The 16,824-nt window shown below is 67.5% G+C and carries 16 protein-coding genes and 1 tRNA gene; 7 read left to right on the plus strand and 10 right to left on the minus strand.

What is annotated here, in order from left to right; all coding sequences use genetic code 11:
* Positions 1-3 precede the first annotated feature (3 nt).
* Complete coding sequence (locus tag FCU40_RS03305; protein ID WP_168072903.1) at positions 4-1,818, plus strand: ATP-binding protein; 1,815 nt, start codon at positions 4-6, stop codon at positions 1,816-1,818.
* Between the two features lie 80 nt (positions 1,819-1,898).
* Complete coding sequence (locus FCU40_RS03310; protein ID WP_168072905.1) at positions 1,899-3,089, plus strand: CaiB/BaiF CoA-transferase family protein; 1,191 nt, start codon at positions 1,899-1,901, stop codon at positions 3,087-3,089.
* On the opposite strand, the gene FCU40_RS03315 is transcribed toward FCU40_RS03310, so the two are convergent.
* Complete coding sequence (locus tag FCU40_RS03315; RefSeq protein ID WP_004617650.1) at positions 3,076-3,951, minus strand: transglycosylase SLT domain-containing protein; 876 nt, start codon at positions 3,949-3,951, stop codon at positions 3,076-3,078. The two genes, FCU40_RS03310 and FCU40_RS03315, sit on opposite strands and share 14 nt — an antisense overlap.
* A gap of 195 nt (positions 3,952-4,146) precedes the next feature.
* On the opposite strand from FCU40_RS03315, the gene FCU40_RS03320 reads away from it, so the two are divergent.
* A complete protein-coding gene (locus FCU40_RS03320) occupies positions 4,147-4,866 on the plus strand; it encodes an energy transducer TonB (RefSeq protein ID WP_168072906.1) in 720 nt (239 codons plus the stop codon).
* Between the two features lie 66 nt (positions 4,867-4,932).
* On the opposite strand, the gene FCU40_RS03325 is transcribed toward FCU40_RS03320, so the two are convergent.
* Positions 4,933-6,096, minus strand: a complete 1,164-nt coding sequence (locus tag FCU40_RS03325; protein WP_168072908.1) for an acyl-CoA dehydrogenase family protein — start codon at positions 6,094-6,096, stop codon at positions 4,933-4,935.
* A 31-nt stretch (positions 6,097-6,127) separates the two neighbouring features.
* Positions 6,128-7,141 (minus strand): FAD-dependent oxidoreductase, encoded by a 1,014-nt coding sequence (locus FCU40_RS03330; protein WP_168072910.1) that lies wholly within the window; start codon positions 7,139-7,141, stop codon positions 6,128-6,130.
* Between the two features lie 274 nt (positions 7,142-7,415).
* Between FCU40_RS03330 and FCU40_RS03335 the strand changes: the two genes are divergently transcribed.
* The 4 genes from FCU40_RS03335 to FCU40_RS03350 all read left to right on the plus strand — a co-directional run bounded on the left by FCU40_RS03335 (position 7,416) and on the right by FCU40_RS03350 (position 11,216).
* On the plus strand, positions 7,416-7,823 hold the full coding sequence (locus FCU40_RS03335) for a helix-turn-helix transcriptional regulator (RefSeq protein ID WP_004617658.1): 408 nt from the start codon (positions 7,416-7,418) through the stop codon (positions 7,821-7,823).
* Between the two features lie 334 nt (positions 7,824-8,157).
* Entirely contained in the window at positions 8,158-8,436 is a 279-nt protein-coding gene (locus FCU40_RS03340; RefSeq protein WP_004617663.1) for an HU family DNA-binding protein, read from the plus strand.
* A 126-nt stretch (positions 8,437-8,562) separates the two neighbouring features.
* A complete protein-coding gene (locus tag FCU40_RS03345; protein ID WP_168072911.1) occupies positions 8,563-9,783 on the plus strand; it encodes a putative DNA modification/repair radical SAM protein in 1,221 nt (406 codons plus the stop codon).
* The gene (locus FCU40_RS03350) at positions 9,783-11,216 is read left to right on the plus strand and encodes a UdgX family uracil-DNA binding protein (RefSeq protein ID WP_168072913.1); all 1,434 of its coding nucleotides are present in this window, start codon (positions 9,783-9,785) and stop codon (positions 11,214-11,216) included. Before FCU40_RS03345 ends, FCU40_RS03350 begins: the two co-directional genes overlap by 1 nt.
* 35 nt (positions 11,217-11,251) lie before the next feature.
* Here the strand turns inward: FCU40_RS03350 and FCU40_RS03355 are convergent, their stop codons facing one another.
* From FCU40_RS03355 to FCU40_RS03385, 7 genes are all read right to left on the minus strand, one after another.
* Complete coding sequence (locus tag FCU40_RS03355) at positions 11,252-11,791, minus strand: hemerythrin domain-containing protein (RefSeq protein WP_004617669.1); 540 nt, start codon at positions 11,789-11,791, stop codon at positions 11,252-11,254.
* Between the two features lie 81 nt (positions 11,792-11,872).
* Positions 11,873-13,597: an ATP-binding protein gene (locus tag FCU40_RS03360; protein WP_168072914.1), complete on the minus strand. Its 1,725-nt coding sequence runs from the start codon at positions 13,595-13,597 to the stop codon at positions 11,873-11,875.
* The gene (locus FCU40_RS03365) at positions 13,594-14,148 is read right to left on the minus strand and encodes a YfiR family protein (protein ID WP_168072915.1); all 555 of its coding nucleotides are present in this window, start codon (positions 14,146-14,148) and stop codon (positions 13,594-13,596) included. The genes FCU40_RS03360 and FCU40_RS03365 overlap by 4 nt, the downstream gene beginning before the upstream one ends.
* Before the next feature lie 526 nt (positions 14,149-14,674).
* Positions 14,675-14,751 (minus strand) — tRNA-His (locus FCU40_RS03370).
* A gap of 147 nt (positions 14,752-14,898) precedes the next feature.
* Complete coding sequence (locus FCU40_RS03375) at positions 14,899-15,630, minus strand: energy transducer TonB (protein ID WP_004617674.1); 732 nt, start codon at positions 15,628-15,630, stop codon at positions 14,899-14,901.
* A gap of 9 nt (positions 15,631-15,639) precedes the next feature.
* Positions 15,640-16,074, minus strand: coding sequence for a biopolymer transporter ExbD (locus FCU40_RS03380; protein ID WP_004617676.1), 435 nt, complete (start codon positions 16,072-16,074; stop codon positions 15,640-15,642).
* A 5-nt stretch (positions 16,075-16,079) separates the two neighbouring features.
* Positions 16,080-16,824 (minus strand): MotA/TolQ/ExbB proton channel family protein (locus tag FCU40_RS03385; protein WP_168072916.1); only part of this gene is annotated, 745 nt, incomplete at its 5' end.

Below are 16,824 nucleotides of genomic sequence, written 5' to 3' on the forward strand. Positions count from 1 at the left end.
ATCTTGCTCGCCGAGCGCCCCCAACAAGCCCCGACCGACGGCGCTCATCGGGCCAAGAACCAAGACGCCCAGACGGCGCTTGCGCTGGACGCCCAGACCGCGCTTTTGCCGTATGCTCTGGGCGTTTTCGCCATCAGCCTGCCGGTGTTCGTCTGGATGGCCTCGCTGGCCGACAACCGCGCCTGGATGACCGTCAGCTTCGCCCTGTTCGCGATCAACTGGGGCGCCTTCTACGCCGTGGTGAACTGGCTGCGCGGCGAAGAGTCGCGCGATCTGGCTCGCCGCGCCCGCGTTCAGGTCCTCTGCGGCGCGTTGTGGACGGTCACCGTCGCCCAGATCTCGATCCTGGCCGAAGGCGCCGGTCCAGCCCGCGAATCGCTGCTGATGCTGGCCACCGCCGGCGCGGTGCTGTGCGCCTTCTTCTCGGCGCCTTACCTGCCGGGCCTCCTGATCATCGCCCCCCTCGCCGCCGCCGGGCCGTTGGTCGCGCAGTTCTCCCACCCCGAGAACCAGGGCGCCGGCGAGCTGACGTGGGGCGCGACCGCCCTGGCCCTGACCCTTTCCCTGGTGCTCAACCGCATGTTCCGGCGCCAGCATGATCTGGCGGTGGCCCATGAGCGCCTGCTCGACGAGCGGATCCGCGTGCTGGAGGACGCCGAGCGCACCGCCCGCAGCAAGTCGGACATCGTCGCGACTCTGAGCCATGAAATTCGCAATGGTCTGACCGGCGTCACCCACGTGCTGGCCGCCGCCGCCGGTCGGGGCGGTCGCGCCGCGCCCTCGCGAGACCAGTTGAACGCCGCGCTCGACGCGGCCCAGGACCTGATCGCGGTGCTGAACGCCACGCTCGATAGCGAGACGGCGGAAAGCGGCCGCCTGAACGTCGAGACCCAACCCTTCGATCCGGTGCGGCTGGTCCAGGACCTGGTGCTGCTGGACAAGCCCAACGCGGCGACCAAGGGCCTGGAACTGACGGTCCATATCGATCCGCCGCTGCTCGTCCGGGATAAGGGCGCTGTGGTCGCCGACGCCCTGCGCACCCGCCAGATCATCGCCAACCTGCTCGGCAACGCGGTCAAGTATACGGTTCGCGGCCGCATCGAGGTGCGCCTCGAACTACGCGAAGGCCAGGTGGCGTTCGAGGTCGCCGATACCGGTCCGGGCCTGTCGAACGAGGAGCTGGAACAGGCCTTCGAACCGTTCCGCCGCGTCGAGCGCACCGGGGCCGGCGTCAACGGCGCGGGCTTGGGCCTGTCGCTTTCGCGGCAGTTGGCGCGACTGATGGGCGGCGCGCTGGAGGCGCGCAGCGCCGTGGGCGTCGGCAGCTGCTTCACCCTCACCCTGCCCTTCGACCCCGCCGCGGCGTGCGACCTCGAGGAGCAGACCGAGACCGTGATCGCCGAGGCGCCGGGCGCGCCACGCGCGATGCGCATCCTGATCGCCGAGGACGAGGCCCTCAACGCGGCCATGCTGCGCGCCATCCTGGAGCAACTCGGCCACCAAGTCGTCCACGCCCAGAACGGCCGACGCGCCGCCGACCTGGCCCGTATCGCCGAGTTCGACCTGCTGATGCTGGATCACCGGATGCCGGTGATGGACGGCCCCGCCGCCTCGGCCGCCCTGCGCGCGGCCGACGGCCCCAATCGCCAGGCCCCGATCGTCGCCATCATCGAGGGCGACGCGGAGGAAGCCTCGGAATTCCTGGAAGCCGGGGCCGACGTCATCCTGCGCAAGCCCGTCACCGTGGCCGGCGTGGCCCGCGCCCTGGCCGACGCGGCGGCGCTCGATCGCGGCCTGGCGCGTTCCGAGGCGGCCTGAAGAAGGCTGCCGCAAGGTAAGCTTTCGCGCGGACGCGCCCTCGCCCATCCTTCCCGCAACGAAGAAAACGGGAGGATGTGATGCTGGAAGGACTGCGCGTCGTCGAACTGGCGACCTATATCGCCGCGCCGGGCGCGGCCGGGATCATGGCCGACTGGGGCGCCGAGGTCATCAAGGTGGAGTCGCCGGAGGGCGATCCGATGCGGCGGTTCTTCGACACCATTGGCTCGGACCAGGACGCCAACCCCGTCTTCGAGCTCGACAACCGGGGCAAAAAGGCCGTGATGCTGGACATCCGGTCCGATCTTGGCCGGGAGGCGCTGAAGGCTCTGGTCGCGACCGCCGACATCTTCTTGACCAACGTGCGCCCCGCCGCCCTGGCCCGGGCGGGGCTCGATTACGAGGCGCTGAAGGCGGTCAATCCGCGCCTGATCTATTGCAGCCTGACGGGCTACGGCCTGACCGGTCCGGATCGCGACAAGCCGGGCATGGACGTGGCGGCGTTCTGGTCGCGGGCGGGCGTGGGATCGATCACCGCGCCCAAGGGGACCGAGCCTTTCCCGATCCGCACGGGCATGGGCGATCACGTCACCTCTCTGGCCACGGTCTCGGCGATCCTCGCGGCCGTGTACGAGCGGACGGTCACGGGCGTCGGGCGGCTGGTCGAAACCTCTCTGCTGCGCGCGGGCGTCTATGCGATCGGCTCGGACATGGCGATCCAGCTGCGCTTCGGAAAGCTGGCCTCCACCCGCGGCCGGCGCGAGACGGTTCAGCCCCTGGCCAACTTCTACAAGACGCTCGACGGCCGCTGGATCTGCCTTCTGCCCCGCCAGGGTTCGGTCGACTGGCCGCGCATCGCCGCCGCCGCCGGTCGGCCCGAACTGGTCGACGACCCCCGCTTCGTCTCCGCCAAGAGCCGCCGCGAGCATGGTCAGGCCTTGGTCGACATCCTGGACGCGGCGTTCGGAGCCATGACCTATGACGAGGCCGCCGAGGCGCTGGACGCGGGCGACATCACCTGGGCGCCCTACCAGACCCCGCGCGAACTGGCGACCGACGCCCAGGCCCAGGCGGCGGGCTGCTTCGTCGAGACGCCTGACGGCGCTGGCGGGACCTTCAAGGCGCCCGCCGCTCCGGCGCGGTTTCCGGGCGCGCACGATGGTCCGCGCGGACCGGCGCCGAAATTGGGCGCGGACACCGCGTCCGTCTTCAAGGCCCTGGGGTGGGACGAGGCGAAGGTGGCGGCTCTGACCAAGGTCAGCGCTGCTTGACCTTCTCGTTGGCGTCGGCCAGCACGCGCAGCATCTCGGCCGAGAACATCGAATTGGCCAGGCGCTGGCCGCCGCTCGCGCCCGTATCGGAGGACGCGCTGAACGGATTTCCCGCGTCCTGCGAACCGCGCAGGATCAGGTCGACCATCGCCTCCTGCTGACGAATGCGCTCCAGACGGCGACCGCCGGCATATTGCAGGAAGCCCTGGTCGACATCGTCGCCCTGACGATTGGAAGCCGGGTCGGTGACCCGCCCCGCCGAGGCGCCGGTCTTGGTCAGGTTGGCATAAACCTCGCCCACCGTGGCGGGACGGCCGTCCTTGTAGAAGATTGACCGGTTAGCCTCGGCGGCGTCCGGGAACATGGCCGCGGCGTTGGCGCCAGGCGATGCGGTCGCCGCTTCGATCAGGCGAGCCGAACCCGATGGCCCCAGGAAATGGGCGGCGTACAGCTCGCCCGCCGTCGGCGAGCGCCCCACCCGGCCGCGCAGATAAGAGGCGTGATCGCTGGTCAGTTCGCCGGCCATCAGGGCCGCGGCGTGCGGATCGGTCTTCAAGCCCAGCACGGCCTTGCGCGCCTCGTCGCCATCGACGCGATAACGACCATCCGGGCCTTGGGTGATCAGGTCGGCGTAGCGGGCGTAGCCATATTTCGCCCCGTGCTTCTTCAGCGTCGACAGCCACGTCTGGTCGACGAACTGGAAGAGACCCGAGGCCGAGGAGGTCCGGGCCTTGGCGACCGGATTGAAGCCGCTCTCGCGCTTGGCCGCGCCCATCAGGAACGTGAAGTCGACCCCCGTCGCGCTGGAAGCGCGCTGGATCGCCGACTCGACGACGCTGCGGATGGAACTGACGGCGGGCATGGACCTCAGGAGTCGGCGATCATGGTTAATCGCCGATTAACCACGTTTCCAAAACCGCGTCGCCGCGCGCCTTGCCGCACCCACTCTTACAAGCGTAAGACAAATCACCGTCGAGATTACGATTGTCAATTTACAGAGCGCCATCCCCGTGCTGATCTTATCCTACGACTGTAAATTCCACCAAGGATGGTCGACATGGCCCTGGCCCTAAACCCCAATGGCTCCGGCATTCCCGGCCTGGACGCTCCACCCCGCAAAGCCTCTCGAATACTGGCGGTCGGCCTCGCCGTCTCGGTCGCGGCGCACCTCGGCCTGATCGGCTATCTGGCCTATCAGAAATGGATCGAGCCACTGCCGACCATGGTCGATGACAAGCCCATCGTCGTCGATACGGTTCCGCTGGAGCGCAAACCGCCGCCCCCGCCGCCGCCCATCGACAAGCCGCCGCCGCCCATGGCTGGGCCGAAGCTTCACGCCCCCGTCCTGACGACCGTCGATACGCCGCCGCCCCTGCCAGCCGATCCAAGGATCACCCCGGATGGGCCTCCGGCCACGGGTCCGATCGCCTCGCTGACCTCGCCCCCCGGTCCGGCCCCGACGCCTCAGCCGCCCCCGAAGGTGATCACCCGCGCCAATTGGTTGAAGCTGCCCTCGGCCGAAGACATGGCGCGCTACTATCCCGACAGCGCGCAGCGACGCGGCGTCTCGGGCGCGGCGACCCTGAACTGCGTGGTGGCGGTGAACGGAACGGTCCGCGACTGCGCGGTGGTGTCGGAAACACCCGCCGAGGAAGGCTTCGGCAAGGCGGCGCTGAAGGTCTCGCGCTTCTTTCGCATGAAGCCACAGATGGAAAACGGAGAGGCGGTCGACGGGGCCACCGTCGTCATCCCGATCCGGTTCAACGCGGGCGCTTGAGCCCATCCTCCAGCGTTGAAACGGCGGCCGGGTCGCTCTTTCCGCGCCCCGGCCATTCCGCCCTAACTAGTAGCTCTTAGGCAGGCCCAGAACGCGCTCGGCGATGAAGTTCAGGATCATCTCGCGGCTGACGGGCGCGATGCGGGCGATCATCGCCTCGCGGAAGTAGCGCTCGACGTCGTACTCCTTGGCGTAGCCCATGCCGCCGTGCGCCAGGACCGCGTTCTCGCACGCATGGAAGCCCGCCTCGGCGCCCAGGTACTTGGCGGCGTTGGCCTCGGCGCCGCACTCCTTGCCCGCGTCGTAGAGCGCGGCCGCCTTGAAGGCCAGGAGGTTGGCGGCTTCCAGCTCGGCCCAGGACTTGGCCAGCGGATGGGCCACGCCCTGGTTCTGGCCGATCGGTCGACCGAACACGACGCGTTCATTCGCGTAGGTCGCGGCCTTGGCCAGCGCGGCGCGGCCCAGGCCCACGGCCTCGGCGGCGAACAGCACCCGCTCGGGATTGAGGCCGTGCAGAAGGTACTGGAAGCCCTTGCCCTCCTCGCCGACGAGATCCTCGGCCGGAACGAACAGATCTTCGATGAAGAGCATGTTACATTCGACGGCCTTGCGGCCCATCTTCGGGATCGGCTTGGCCTCGATCTTCTCGCGGTCGGTGTAGAACAACGACAGGCCCTGGGTCGGCTTGGCGCACTGATCCTTGGGCGTGGTCCGGGCGATGATCAGGATCTTGTTGGCGCGCTGAGCGCCGGTGGTCCAGATCTTCCGGCCGTTCAGCCGATAGCCGCCGTCGACCTTCTCGGCGCGTGTCTCCAGACTGGAGGTGTCCAGGCCCGAATTCGGCTCGGTGACGGCGAAGCACATCTTGTCCTCGCCCGAGATGATCCGGGGCAGCAGGCGCTCGCGCTGTTCGTCCGATCCGAACTTCACCAGCGGCATGGGACCAAAGATGTTGAGGTGGATGGCCGAGGCGCCGGAGAAGCCCGCGCCCGACTGGGCCACGGTCTGCATCATCACGGCGGCCTCGGTCAGGCCCAGGCCAGCGCCGCCGACGCTCTCGGGCATCGCCACGCCCAGCCAGCCGCCCTCGGCGATGGCGGCGACGAAGTCCTCGGGAAACTGGCCCGTCTCGTCGGTGCGGCGCCAATATTCGTCGTCGAAGGCGGCGCAAACCTTGGCCACCCCCTCGCGAATGGCTTCCTGCTCGTCGGTCAACCAGAATCCGGACATCCGGCCGTACTCCCCTGCGCGCTTTGCTTCTTTAGGTCTCGGGCTCCTCGAAGCGGCGCGCGTCCATCGCGGCGGCGTCGGGACCCGGGTTGTCCCCCGTCACATACGCCGCGACCATCTTGGCCACAAGCGGGGCCAACAGCCAGCCGTTCCGGCGCGCGCCGACCGCCAGGATCACGCCTGGCGAACGGCTCCACCCGACCAGGGGCAGGCCGTCGGGCGTGGTGACCCGCACCCCGACCTCGACCTGCGCCGCGTCCAGATCCAGGGCCGGCCGCAGCGCCCAGGCCGCCGCCCGCAGGCCTTGGGTCGCCGAAGCGTCGGGCGAGAGATCGTCGCGGCCGACCTCCATCGTGGCGCCGATGGCCACGCGTTCGCCGGGAGCCAGATAGACGCCCTCGCCCCGCACCACGTCCACGGCCTTATCCACGGGCGTCGCGCGCAGAATCTGGCCCTTGATCGGCGCCAAGATCGCGGTCTCCGGCGCCAACCGTCCGTCGCGCGCCCCCGGCCCGGTGGCCAGCACAAGGATGTCGAACACCTCGGTTCCACCGTCGGCGCGCCGAACCTCGCCGGGCGCGAAGGCCTCGACGGCCACGGCCTCGAACCGACCGCCCGCCGCCAGGATCGCGTCGCGCAGGCGCGCCAGGGCGGGACGGGCCTCGATCCGCCAGTCCTCGGAGATCGTCTCCTGGTCCGGAAGGCCAAGCGTCGTGAGGCGCTCGGCGATACGAGCGCGCCAAGTCTCCGCGCCCTCCAGCCGCACGCCCGTCCGCGCGAGTTCGACGCCCAGATCCTCCGCGAAGTCCGGCCAGAGATCGCGCGCCCGTCGCATCAGGGCCAGATGCGCGCTCGACAGCGGGTCGAACAGCGCCTCGCTGACCGGCGCCAGCATGCCGGCCGCGACGCCCGATGCATTGTCGCCGGGCGCGGCGGGATCGAACACCGTCACGGCGAAACCCATGCGCGCCAGGCGCAAAGCGGTCGCCAATCCCAACGCCCCGGCTCCCGCCACGGCGATACGCGCGCCAGATACTGTTTTCATGCCCGGCAAACACCTTCCGAGAACGTCGACGTCAAGTCCGCACGGATGCTGATGTCGAAAAGCTCAGGTTGAATCCAAGTCTCGAAACGGCCACAAAAGGTAAAAATATTCTCGCCATCAGCGAGCTTAAGCAATTATACGACCCATAAGCGCGACACTTCGGCGCGAAGACCCCTTTCCGAGCACACACACACGTGACGACGCAGCCAAGCTCGGTCTATACCCGTTAAGACTCGCATGAGCCGCTGCGCGGCGTTGGAGGGATACAAGGCGGATGAACGAACGACCTGCAGCCGATCAGGCCCACCCCGTTGACCTCTATGTGGGCGCTCGGTTGAGAATTCGCCGTAAGATGATGGGTCTCAGCCAGACTCAAGTGGCCGACGCCCTTGGCATCACCTTTCAGCAGATCCAGAAATACGAGCGCGGCGCCAACCGCATCAGCGCCAGTAAGCTGTACGACGCCGCCAAGCTTCTGCAGGCTCCGGTGTCTTACTTCTTCGAAGGGCTGGACGAGACCGACGGCGGGCTGGACGACGGGTTCGCCCAGCGCATGACCGAGTTCGTCTCCACGCCGGAAGGTCTGGAACTGGCGGGTCTGTTTCCGCGCTTGGCCGATCGCCGCCTGCGTCGTCGGGTCGTCGACCTCGTGCGCGCCATGGTGGATGACGAAGCGCCTTAAGACCTCTTCCTTCTGGCGAGGCTTTTCAGGCCCGCGGCGATCCCGCCGCGGGCCTTTTCCTTGGACGCTTGGGGACCCGCCGGACGCGCCGTCCAACCTCTACGGGCCGAAGAATCGTTCCTCGAGCGGGGTCGTCAAAACGCGCCTCGCGAGAGCGCCATTAGGGCCTCCACCCCAAGCTTGACCATTCCAAGGGCCGTGAATTTGTAAAAAACCCCGTTCCACGGGCGTTTTGTCCCCGTGAATCGGCTTTTTAACCTTTCCTAACGGGTGACAAACGCGATTGGCCTCGGCAGGCTCGCAATTCCCTGATTCACAGGAATGAGCTGAGAAGATGAACGTTTCCGATCTGGTCGACGCCGCCGTCGCCGCCGACGACAAGCTGACCAAGACCCAAGCCAAGGCCATCATCGACGGCGTCTTCAAGTCGATCTCCGACGCCGCCGTGAAGGGCGACGAAGTCTCGATCCCCGGCTTCGGCAAGTTCAAGGTCCAGGCCAAGCCGGCTCGCACCGGCCGCAACCCGGCCACGGGCGCGACCATCGAAATCGCCGCCAGCAAGAAGGTCGCCTTCACGCCGGCCAAGCAACTGAAGGACGCCGTCAACGGCTAAGCCTTTGGCGGGAAGCGGCGCGCGAGCGGCCGCTTCCCGACGCTTTCCCTCACGCGCGACGCTTTTTTAGAAAATCGTCGCGCGTTAGGACTTTAAAGAACAAAACAAGAACGATACCATTCCCCAATGGCCGTTCTCGATCTCCGGCGCAAGCTCGCCATTCTCTCCGACGCCGCCAAGTACGATGCGTCGTGCGCCTCCTCCGGCGCGGAAAAACGCAATTCAATCGGCGGTCGCGGCATAGGTTCGACCGAAGGCATGGGCATATGCCACGCCTATGCGCCCGACGGTCGTTGCATCAGCCTGCTGAAGATCCTGCTGACCAACTTCTGCATCTACGACTGCGCCTACTGTATCAATCGCGTATCCTCGAACACGCCCAGAGCGCGGTTCAGCGTCAGGGAGGTCGTCGACCTGACCCTGAGCTTCTACAAGCGCAACTATATCGAAGGCCTATTCCTCTCGTCGGGCGTCATACGCACCGGCGACTACACGATGGAAGAGATGGTCAGGGTCGCCAAGGCGCTGCGGCTCGATCACGACTTCCGGGGCTATATCCACCTGAAGCTTATCCCCGAAGCCTCGCCGGAGCTGACCGCCCAGGCTGGCCTCTACGCCGATCGGGTGTCGATCAATATCGAGCTGCCGCGCGACGACAGCCTGAAGGCGCTCGCGCCCGAAAAGGACCCGACCGACATCAAGCGGGCCATGGGCCGCATGCGGCTGGCGATCGACGAGCACGCCGAACCCGCGCGGAAAGCGGGCCGGCGGACCTTTGCCCGCGGGCAGTCGACCCAGCTGATCGTCGGCGCCGACAGCGCCAGGGATGGCGACATCCTGGCCCGCAGCGCCAATCTGTATGGCGCCTACCGACTGGGGCGCGTTTTCTACTCCGCCTTCAGCCCTATCCCCGACTCCAGCCAACGCCTGCCGTCGATGCGACCGCCGCTGCTGCGCGAGCATCGCCTGTACCAGGCGGACTGGCTGATGCGGTTCTACGGCTTCACCCAGCCCGAGATCATCGCCGAGGGCGAGGACCTGGACCTGGCCGTCGACCCCAAGACCAGTTGGGCGTTGAGGCATCGCGAACGTTTTCCGGTCGACGTCCATACCGCCGACAAGGAAATGCTGCTGCGCGTGCCTGGCCTGGGCGCCAAGACCGTCGAGCGCATCCTGGCGGCCCGGCGGATGACGCGCCTGACCCTGGACGACCTGAAACGCGTCGGCGCCGTCCTCAAACGCGCCAAGGCGTTCCTGATCACCGCCGACTGGACGCCCGGCGCTCTGGTCGACCAGGAGAGCCTGAAGGCGAGGTTCGTCCAGCCTCGGCAGTTGAGTCTCTTTTGATGCGCGTGGCGCGGCTGGCCTCCGAGATCGACTTCGCAGGCTGGCGGTCGGCGGCCCGGTCGCTGCGGGCGGAGGGCGTGGAGCCAAGGGCGGTGGTATGGACGGTCGAACGAGAGCTGTTCGACCAGGAAACGGCCGACGCCGCGCGCCAGACGCCCGGCTTCACCGTTCCCGCGGCGTTCGTCGAGCTGGCGGAACAGGTCATCTTGAACCGCGCGCCGGACCGCCTGACGCTGCTCTACCGCATTCTGTGGCGGCTGGAGCATGAGCCGCGACTGATCGACAATCCCGCCGACCCCGACATGGCTCGCGCGCGCGACATGGCCAAGGCCGTCAGTCGCGCCGCTCACAAGATGAAGGCCTTTGTCCGTTTTCGACGCCTGGAGGACGCTAAGACCGAGTCCTACGCCGCCTGGTTCCAGCCCGCTCATCGCGTGACCGAGGCGGTCGCGCCGTTTTTCGCGCGACGCTTCACCAATATGGACTGGACGATTCTGACGCCGGACGCCTGCGTGGCCTGGGACCGCGAAAGGCTGACGGTCTCCGAGGGCGTGGATCCCGCCCACGCGCCGAGCGAAGACGCCCAGGAAGACCTCTGGCGCACCTATTACGCCTCGATCTTCAACCCCGCGCGCCTGAACCCAAAACAGATGCGTCAGGAGATGCCGAAACGTTATTGGCGGAACTTGCCCGAGGCGGCCCTCATTCCACACCTGATCGAAACCGCCCAGGAGCGCGCCTCGGCCATGGTCGCATCGACGCCGCGCCAACCGTCCGAACGAGTGCTGAAAGCGGCCCTGCGCCACGCGCGGGACGCCTCCTATGAGGGCGCCATCCCGAAGCGCTTGAGCGAGGTCGCGGCGGGCGTGAATCTCTGCCGCCGGTGTGAGCTTTGGCGCGACGCGACCCAAGGCGTGCCCGGCGAAGGCGCGGAGCACGCGCCGCTGATGTTCGTCGGCGAACAGCCGGGCGACCAAGAAGACCTTTCGGGGCGCCCCTTCGTCGGTCCAGCGGGGCGAGTGTTCGACAAGGCGCTGGCCGAAGCGGGCGTGCCGCGCGATCGGACCTTCGTCACCAACGCCGTGAAACACTTCAAGCATGAGCTTCGCGGGAAGCGGCGGCTGCACAAGACGCCGGATCGGGGCGAGGTCATGTCCTGCCGTTGGTGGCTGGACGCCGAACGCCGCCTCGTGCGCCCGCGCGTCGTGGTGATGCTGGGCGCGACCGCCGCCTTGGGCGTGATCGGCGAACCGACGCCCATCGCGGCCAATCGCGGCAAGCCGCTGCGCCTATCCGATCGGGAGCAGGGCCTGGTGACGTATCACCCTTCGTTCCTGCTGCGTCTGCCGGATGAGGCCAAGAAGGCCCAAGCCTATGCCGCGTTCGTTGCGGACCTGAGGCAAGCGGGGCGGCTGGCGGGGATCGCCGCATAGCGGACCTCCCCCGCGCCGCGGGGGAGGTCCAGCCGTCAGTGAGCGGCCTTGCCGGCCATCTGGGTCATCAGCTCTTCCTTGCGAGCCTTGAGGCGTTCGCCCATGGCCTCCAGGTCTTCGTCGCCCTTCTTGGCCTGGGCGAAGAAGCCGCCGGGCTGCTCCTCTTCCTTGACGTGGTGCTTGATGTACTCGCCCAGCACCTTGACCTTGGCGTCATAGAATTCCTGTCCAGGCTTCATCGCCTCGATCTCGGCGATCAGCTTCTTGGCCCCATCGTGTTCGACATAGGCCTCGTCGATCAGGTCGTCCTCGACCTCGCCCCGGCTTTCCGGATAGAGGATCTCTTCCTCGATCCGCGTATGGACCTTCAGCGCCAGAGCGATCTTGTCGAAAAGAGCCTGCTTTTCGCTGTCGCTTTCCAGCTGCTCGTACTCGTCGAACATCTTTTCCACCTCACGGTGGTCCTGCTTGAGCAGGCGGATGGCCAGCGGATCGCGCGTGCCCGTGCGGCGGGTCGCCTTGCGCGGCTTGGCGGACTTGGATTTCGCGGACGAACTCTTGGCGGCGGCGGCCATGAACATGCTCCCTCGGTAACCCCGACCGCCAAGCAACACGCGGGGCGCGCGTCGCGTTCCAGAGTCGGGTCGCCGACAGGGCTAGGCGGGCCGTCCGGCTCCGGAGAGCACCGCCTCCAGTTCGCTGGCCAGGGCCTCGATGCGATAGGGCTTGACCAGCACCCGCCGCCCCTCGCCAGACGCCGCCGTCGCCGCGGCGCTGTAGCCCGTGGTCAGGATCACCGGCAGGCGCGGCCACCGACGCTGGATCTCCCGCGCCAGATCCAGGCCGCCGATATCGCCGGGCATCACCATGTCGCTGAACACCAGGTCGAAGATCTCGCCCGCTTCCAGCAGGTCCAGCGCCGGCGCGGCGGCGGCGGCGCGGCGCGTCTCGTAACCCAGCTCCTGCAGCATCTCCTCGACCAGATGGGCGACATTGTCGTCGTCCTCGACCAGCAGAATGCGCTGACGCCCCTCGGGATTGGCCCTGACCGGCGGGGCTGGGGCCGGTTCGGCCGGCGCGGCCTTGGTCGAGCGCGGGATGCGCAACCAGATGGTGGTGCCTTGACCCAGGACGCTGTCCACCCCCGCCTCGCCGCCCGAGGCGCGCGCGAAGCCATAGACCTGCGACAGGCCAAGCCCCGTGCCCTTGCCGACCTCCTTGGTGGTGAAGAACGGCTCGAACAGCCGGCTCAACATTTCCGGGGCCACGCCAACCCCGGTGTCGCGGATCGACAGGCGCACCATGTCTCCGACGCCGTCCGGCCGCCCCGAGGGCTCGTTGCGCCCCTCGATCGTGATCGCGCCACCATCCGGCATGGCGTCGCGGGCGTTGATGGCGATGTTGAGCACCGCCACCTCCAGCTGGGACGCATCCACCTCGATCCGCCAAAGATCGGGCGCCAGCTTGACCTCGACCGTGACGTTCTCGCGCAAGGAGCGATCCAGGAGCGCGTGCATCCCGGCCAAGCGGCGGCCGATATCGACCACCTCCGGCTTCAGGGGGCTGCGGCGCGAGAAAGCCAGCAACTGCTGCGTCAGACTGGCGCCTCTGTCGATGGCTTGGCGAATGCCTTGGCGCAGCCGTTCGCGGCGCGCGGGATCGGTCGTGCGGTCCATCAGGTCCAGCCCGCTGGAGGCCACCATCAGGAGATTGTTGAAGTCGTGGGCGACGCCGCCGGTCAGCTGGCCCATGGCTTCCATCTTCTGCGACTGACGCAACGCCTCCTCGGCCTTCTCCCGCTCGCGGATCTCGGCCCGCAGCTTGCCGAAGGCCTCGGCCTCGCGCGCGTTGGCCGCGCCGAGGACCGCCACCAGAAGGGCGGCCATGATGATCAGCAGGGCGAAGCCCGCGTAGCGCATCGCCCGCCGAGCGGGCGACTCCAGCACCGTGCGCAGATAGACCGAACCCAGCACCGTCTCGCCCTCGGTCACCGGATAGGTGACGACCAGCCGGGCGCCCTCCACACGCGGCGGGCCGACGGTGTTGGCGGTCGGCAGAGCCTCTCCGCCGCGCAGGAAGCTCGCCGCCAGACGCCCCCGCATGTCGTAGGCGGCGACAGCCTCCACGTCGGGATTGGAGCTGAGGGCGTCGACATATTCGCGGGCGGCGGCGCGGTCGTCGAACGCTAGCGGCGCGGCGACGCTGCCGGCCAGGATGTGGACCTGAACCGCCGCCTGCCGGACGCGATCCCGCTCGCTCAGACGCTCGTTGTACAGCGCCATGACGAAGGCCGCGAGGACAATGGCGATGGCCAGACCGACGGCCATCGAGACGGTCAGGACCGGACGCGGGCCGCGCGGCTTTTGGCCCTTCCCGATCATCGCCCGTCTCCTTTCGTCGTCGCCGAAAGGGCCTCGAGCTTCGAGCTCACGGCGAGACCGCTGACCTGGGCCACGGCGGAGCGGATCTCGAAGCGGACATGCCCGTCGATGAGGACGAATTGAATCATCGCGCGCTTGGTCGGGAAGCGGTCATCGGCGACGGTCAGCACGGGCTGGCCGTCCACCGCCGCCAGCATCCGCCGGGGCGACTGCAGGCGCGAGCGGCCCAGGAACAGAAGATGGCAGGACGCCCCCCGGTCCACCGTCTTCAGGCGAATGACGATGACCGGATGGTCGCCTACCTTATGATCGCGCACCGCCTCATCGACCACTGGGCCGAACGGATCCTGTCCGGCGACGCAGAGCTTGAATGGCCCGACCGGCCCGTCGAAGGCCGTCGTCGGCCATTCGACGAAGGGCGTGAACTTGTAGAGGTAGTCGGCCTTGATGGCGTATTCCAGCGAGGGATCGCCCGCCCAGGCTGGGCGGACCAGCGCCGCGCCTAGGGCCAGGCCCGCCGCCGCCGCCGCCACGGCCAGACCACGCCTCACGCGCGCGTCGAGACCCGCGCGGGGGTGTTTGTCCGGCGCGCGGGCGGCGTCGCGGCTAGAAGGGGCAATGCTCGAAGCGCCGCGGGGGCCAGCCTTGACCGCGCGCGCCCTGTCCGCTCGCATCGAGACGGCCGGCGACCGCCCGCCGCGCGCCGGTAGATGTGCGATCCTGGCTCCCAGACCCTTCACAAGACCTTCCAGACCGTTTCCCCCAAACAAGGGCAGGAAGCCGACGGCGATCGACTCGATACCGCGCCAACCTTGATAGACGTCACAATAGGCCGAAACTGAGACCAAGGCCTGGCTTGACGGCTCCAGTCGCGCTTCGTTCGCGCGAACGACCGCCACATCTCGGCTAGCGCGATTGTCATCCAGCGCATGGACTTCGCCCTCCGCGATCCCGGAAGGCCCAGGGTGGCCGCTCAATCCGGTCGCGTCCACCTTTCCGTCGCTTTTCCGGCCTGGCCAAAACCCGAGCCAAAAAGCAAAAAGCCCGGGCGAACCCGGGCTTTTCAAGGACTTGCGATGGTACCAGCTCTCGGGCTCGAACCGAGGACCTCTAGATCCACAATCTAGCGCTCTAACCAACTGAGCTAAGCCGGCTCATCGCGAGGCGTCGTCTTTAGTCGGATCAGCCCTCGGGATCAAGCGCCGATGCGGACGATTTTCGCCCGAAGGCCGCGTCTCCACAAGAAAAACGCCCCGGAGCGAACTCCGGGGCGTCTCCGAGCTTTCGCCTGGAACCAGGACCTATTGCGGGACCTGGAACACCAGCGGGATCGTCACCTGACCACCGTCGACGGGCGCGCCGTCGAGGGTCTTCGGCTTCATCCGGAACAGGCGGGCCAGCTTGATCGCCGCGTCACCAAAGCCCATGTCGGCCGGGGTTTCGCTAACAATCGAGCAGCCTTCCAGCGTGCCCTTGGCCGTGACCGAGCACGACAGGGTCGCCTTGCCGCTGACTTCCATCCGCTGAGCGCGGTCGGGGAAGTAGCGAGCCATGTCTTCCGCGCTGGGCTTACGGGCCCAGTCCGGACGGGTGATGACCGAGGCGCGAGCCGGCGGATTCGTCGGCACCGGCGGAGCCTGCGAGATCACCGGCGGAGCCGTCGTTTCCACGCGCTTTTCAACGGGCGGAATCGGCAGCGGCGGCGGCGGCGTCACATCCGGGGGCGGAGCCACCGGAGGACGGGGCTGCACCACGGCCGGAGGCGGCGGCGGTTCGTTGGTCGGCGGCGGCGGCGGCGGAGGCGGCGGCGGCGGCGGGGGAGGCGGAGGCAACTCCACCTTCACCGCGTCGTCCGAGTACTCCTGGAACACCGCTTCGAACTTCTGCTTCGCGAGGTAAGCGAAGAGCAGTCCGTGCAGACCCAGCACCACGAGGAGGGCGATGCCGAACGGCCCCATGCCCTTTTTGCGACGCGGACCTTCCGAAGTGAGCGGATCGTAGTGGCGATGCTCGGGCGTTTGTTGTTCAGCCATGCATCACCCCTACTGGTTAGCATCCCGTCCAACGAGAGCCACGCTATAGAAGCCGTTATCCTGGAGGGTGTTCATCACCTCCATGAAAGCCCCATAGCGAACCTTTTCGTCGGCCCGGATGAAAACGCGCTCGTGAGCCGGGTCACGCTTGCCGATGTTCTTGGCAAGGTCCTGACCCATCTCGTCGACCGTGGTCGGAAAATCCCCAATGAAGATCTGACCCGACTGCTTGATCGAGATGTAAATCGGCTTCGGCGGGTTGGGAGTTGCTTTCGCCACCGCCGGCGGCAGGTTCACCTCGACCGACACGGAGGCCAGCGGAGCGGCCACCATGAAGATGATCAGGAGCACCAGCATGACGTCCACGAAGGGCGTGACGTTGATGTCGCTGTTCTGTTCGACGTTGAACCTGTCGCCCCCACCGCCTGAGAGTTTGGCGGCCATGGGTGTTACGCCCCCTTGTCGAGCTGACGCGAGATGGCGTTCATCAGTTCAGCGACGAAACCTTCCGAGCGGGTGCCGTAACCCGAGATGCGGGTCTGGAAGTAGTTGTAGAAGATAACGGCCGGGATAGCGGCGAAGAGGCCGATACCGGTGGCGAGCAGGGCTTCAGCGATACCCGGCGCCACGACGGCGAGGTTGGTCGTGTTGGTGTTCGCGATGCCGATGAACGACGTCATGATGCCGTAAACCGTACCGAACAGACCGATGAACGGACCGGCCGAACCGACCGAGGCCAGGAACACCATGCCGCCCGACAGACGCTTGGCCAGCGAGGACTGGACGGCGTTGATGGCGTAGGTGGCGCGAGCCAGCGTCGAGTCGCGGTGCTCGCCGGCGACGGCCAGACCCGCTTGACGCGACAGTTCGACTTCCTGCGAGGCGGCGGCGGCCATGTCGGCCATCGGGTTGCCTTCGAATTCTTCCGACGAGCTGATGCGCGCGATGTCGGCGATCGAGCGAGCGCCGCGGAAGGCTTCCAGGAACTTGTCCGATTGCTTGTTCAGACCGGCGAACTCGAAAATCTTGGTGAGCAGCAGGACCCACGAGAAGACGGACGAGAGCAGCAGGCCGATCATGACGACCTTAACGACGGCGCCGGCGGCGAGGAACATGCCGACCGGGGTCAGCGAGCCGCCCTTCTTGCCGCCTTCGGCGGCGGCGACGTCGGCCGGCGGAGCTTCCGGAGCCGGA

Source organism: Caulobacter sp. SSI4214 (genome assembly GCF_012184455.1).
Classification (GTDB): domain Bacteria; phylum Pseudomonadota; class Alphaproteobacteria; order Caulobacterales; family Caulobacteraceae; genus Caulobacter; species Caulobacter vibrioides_E.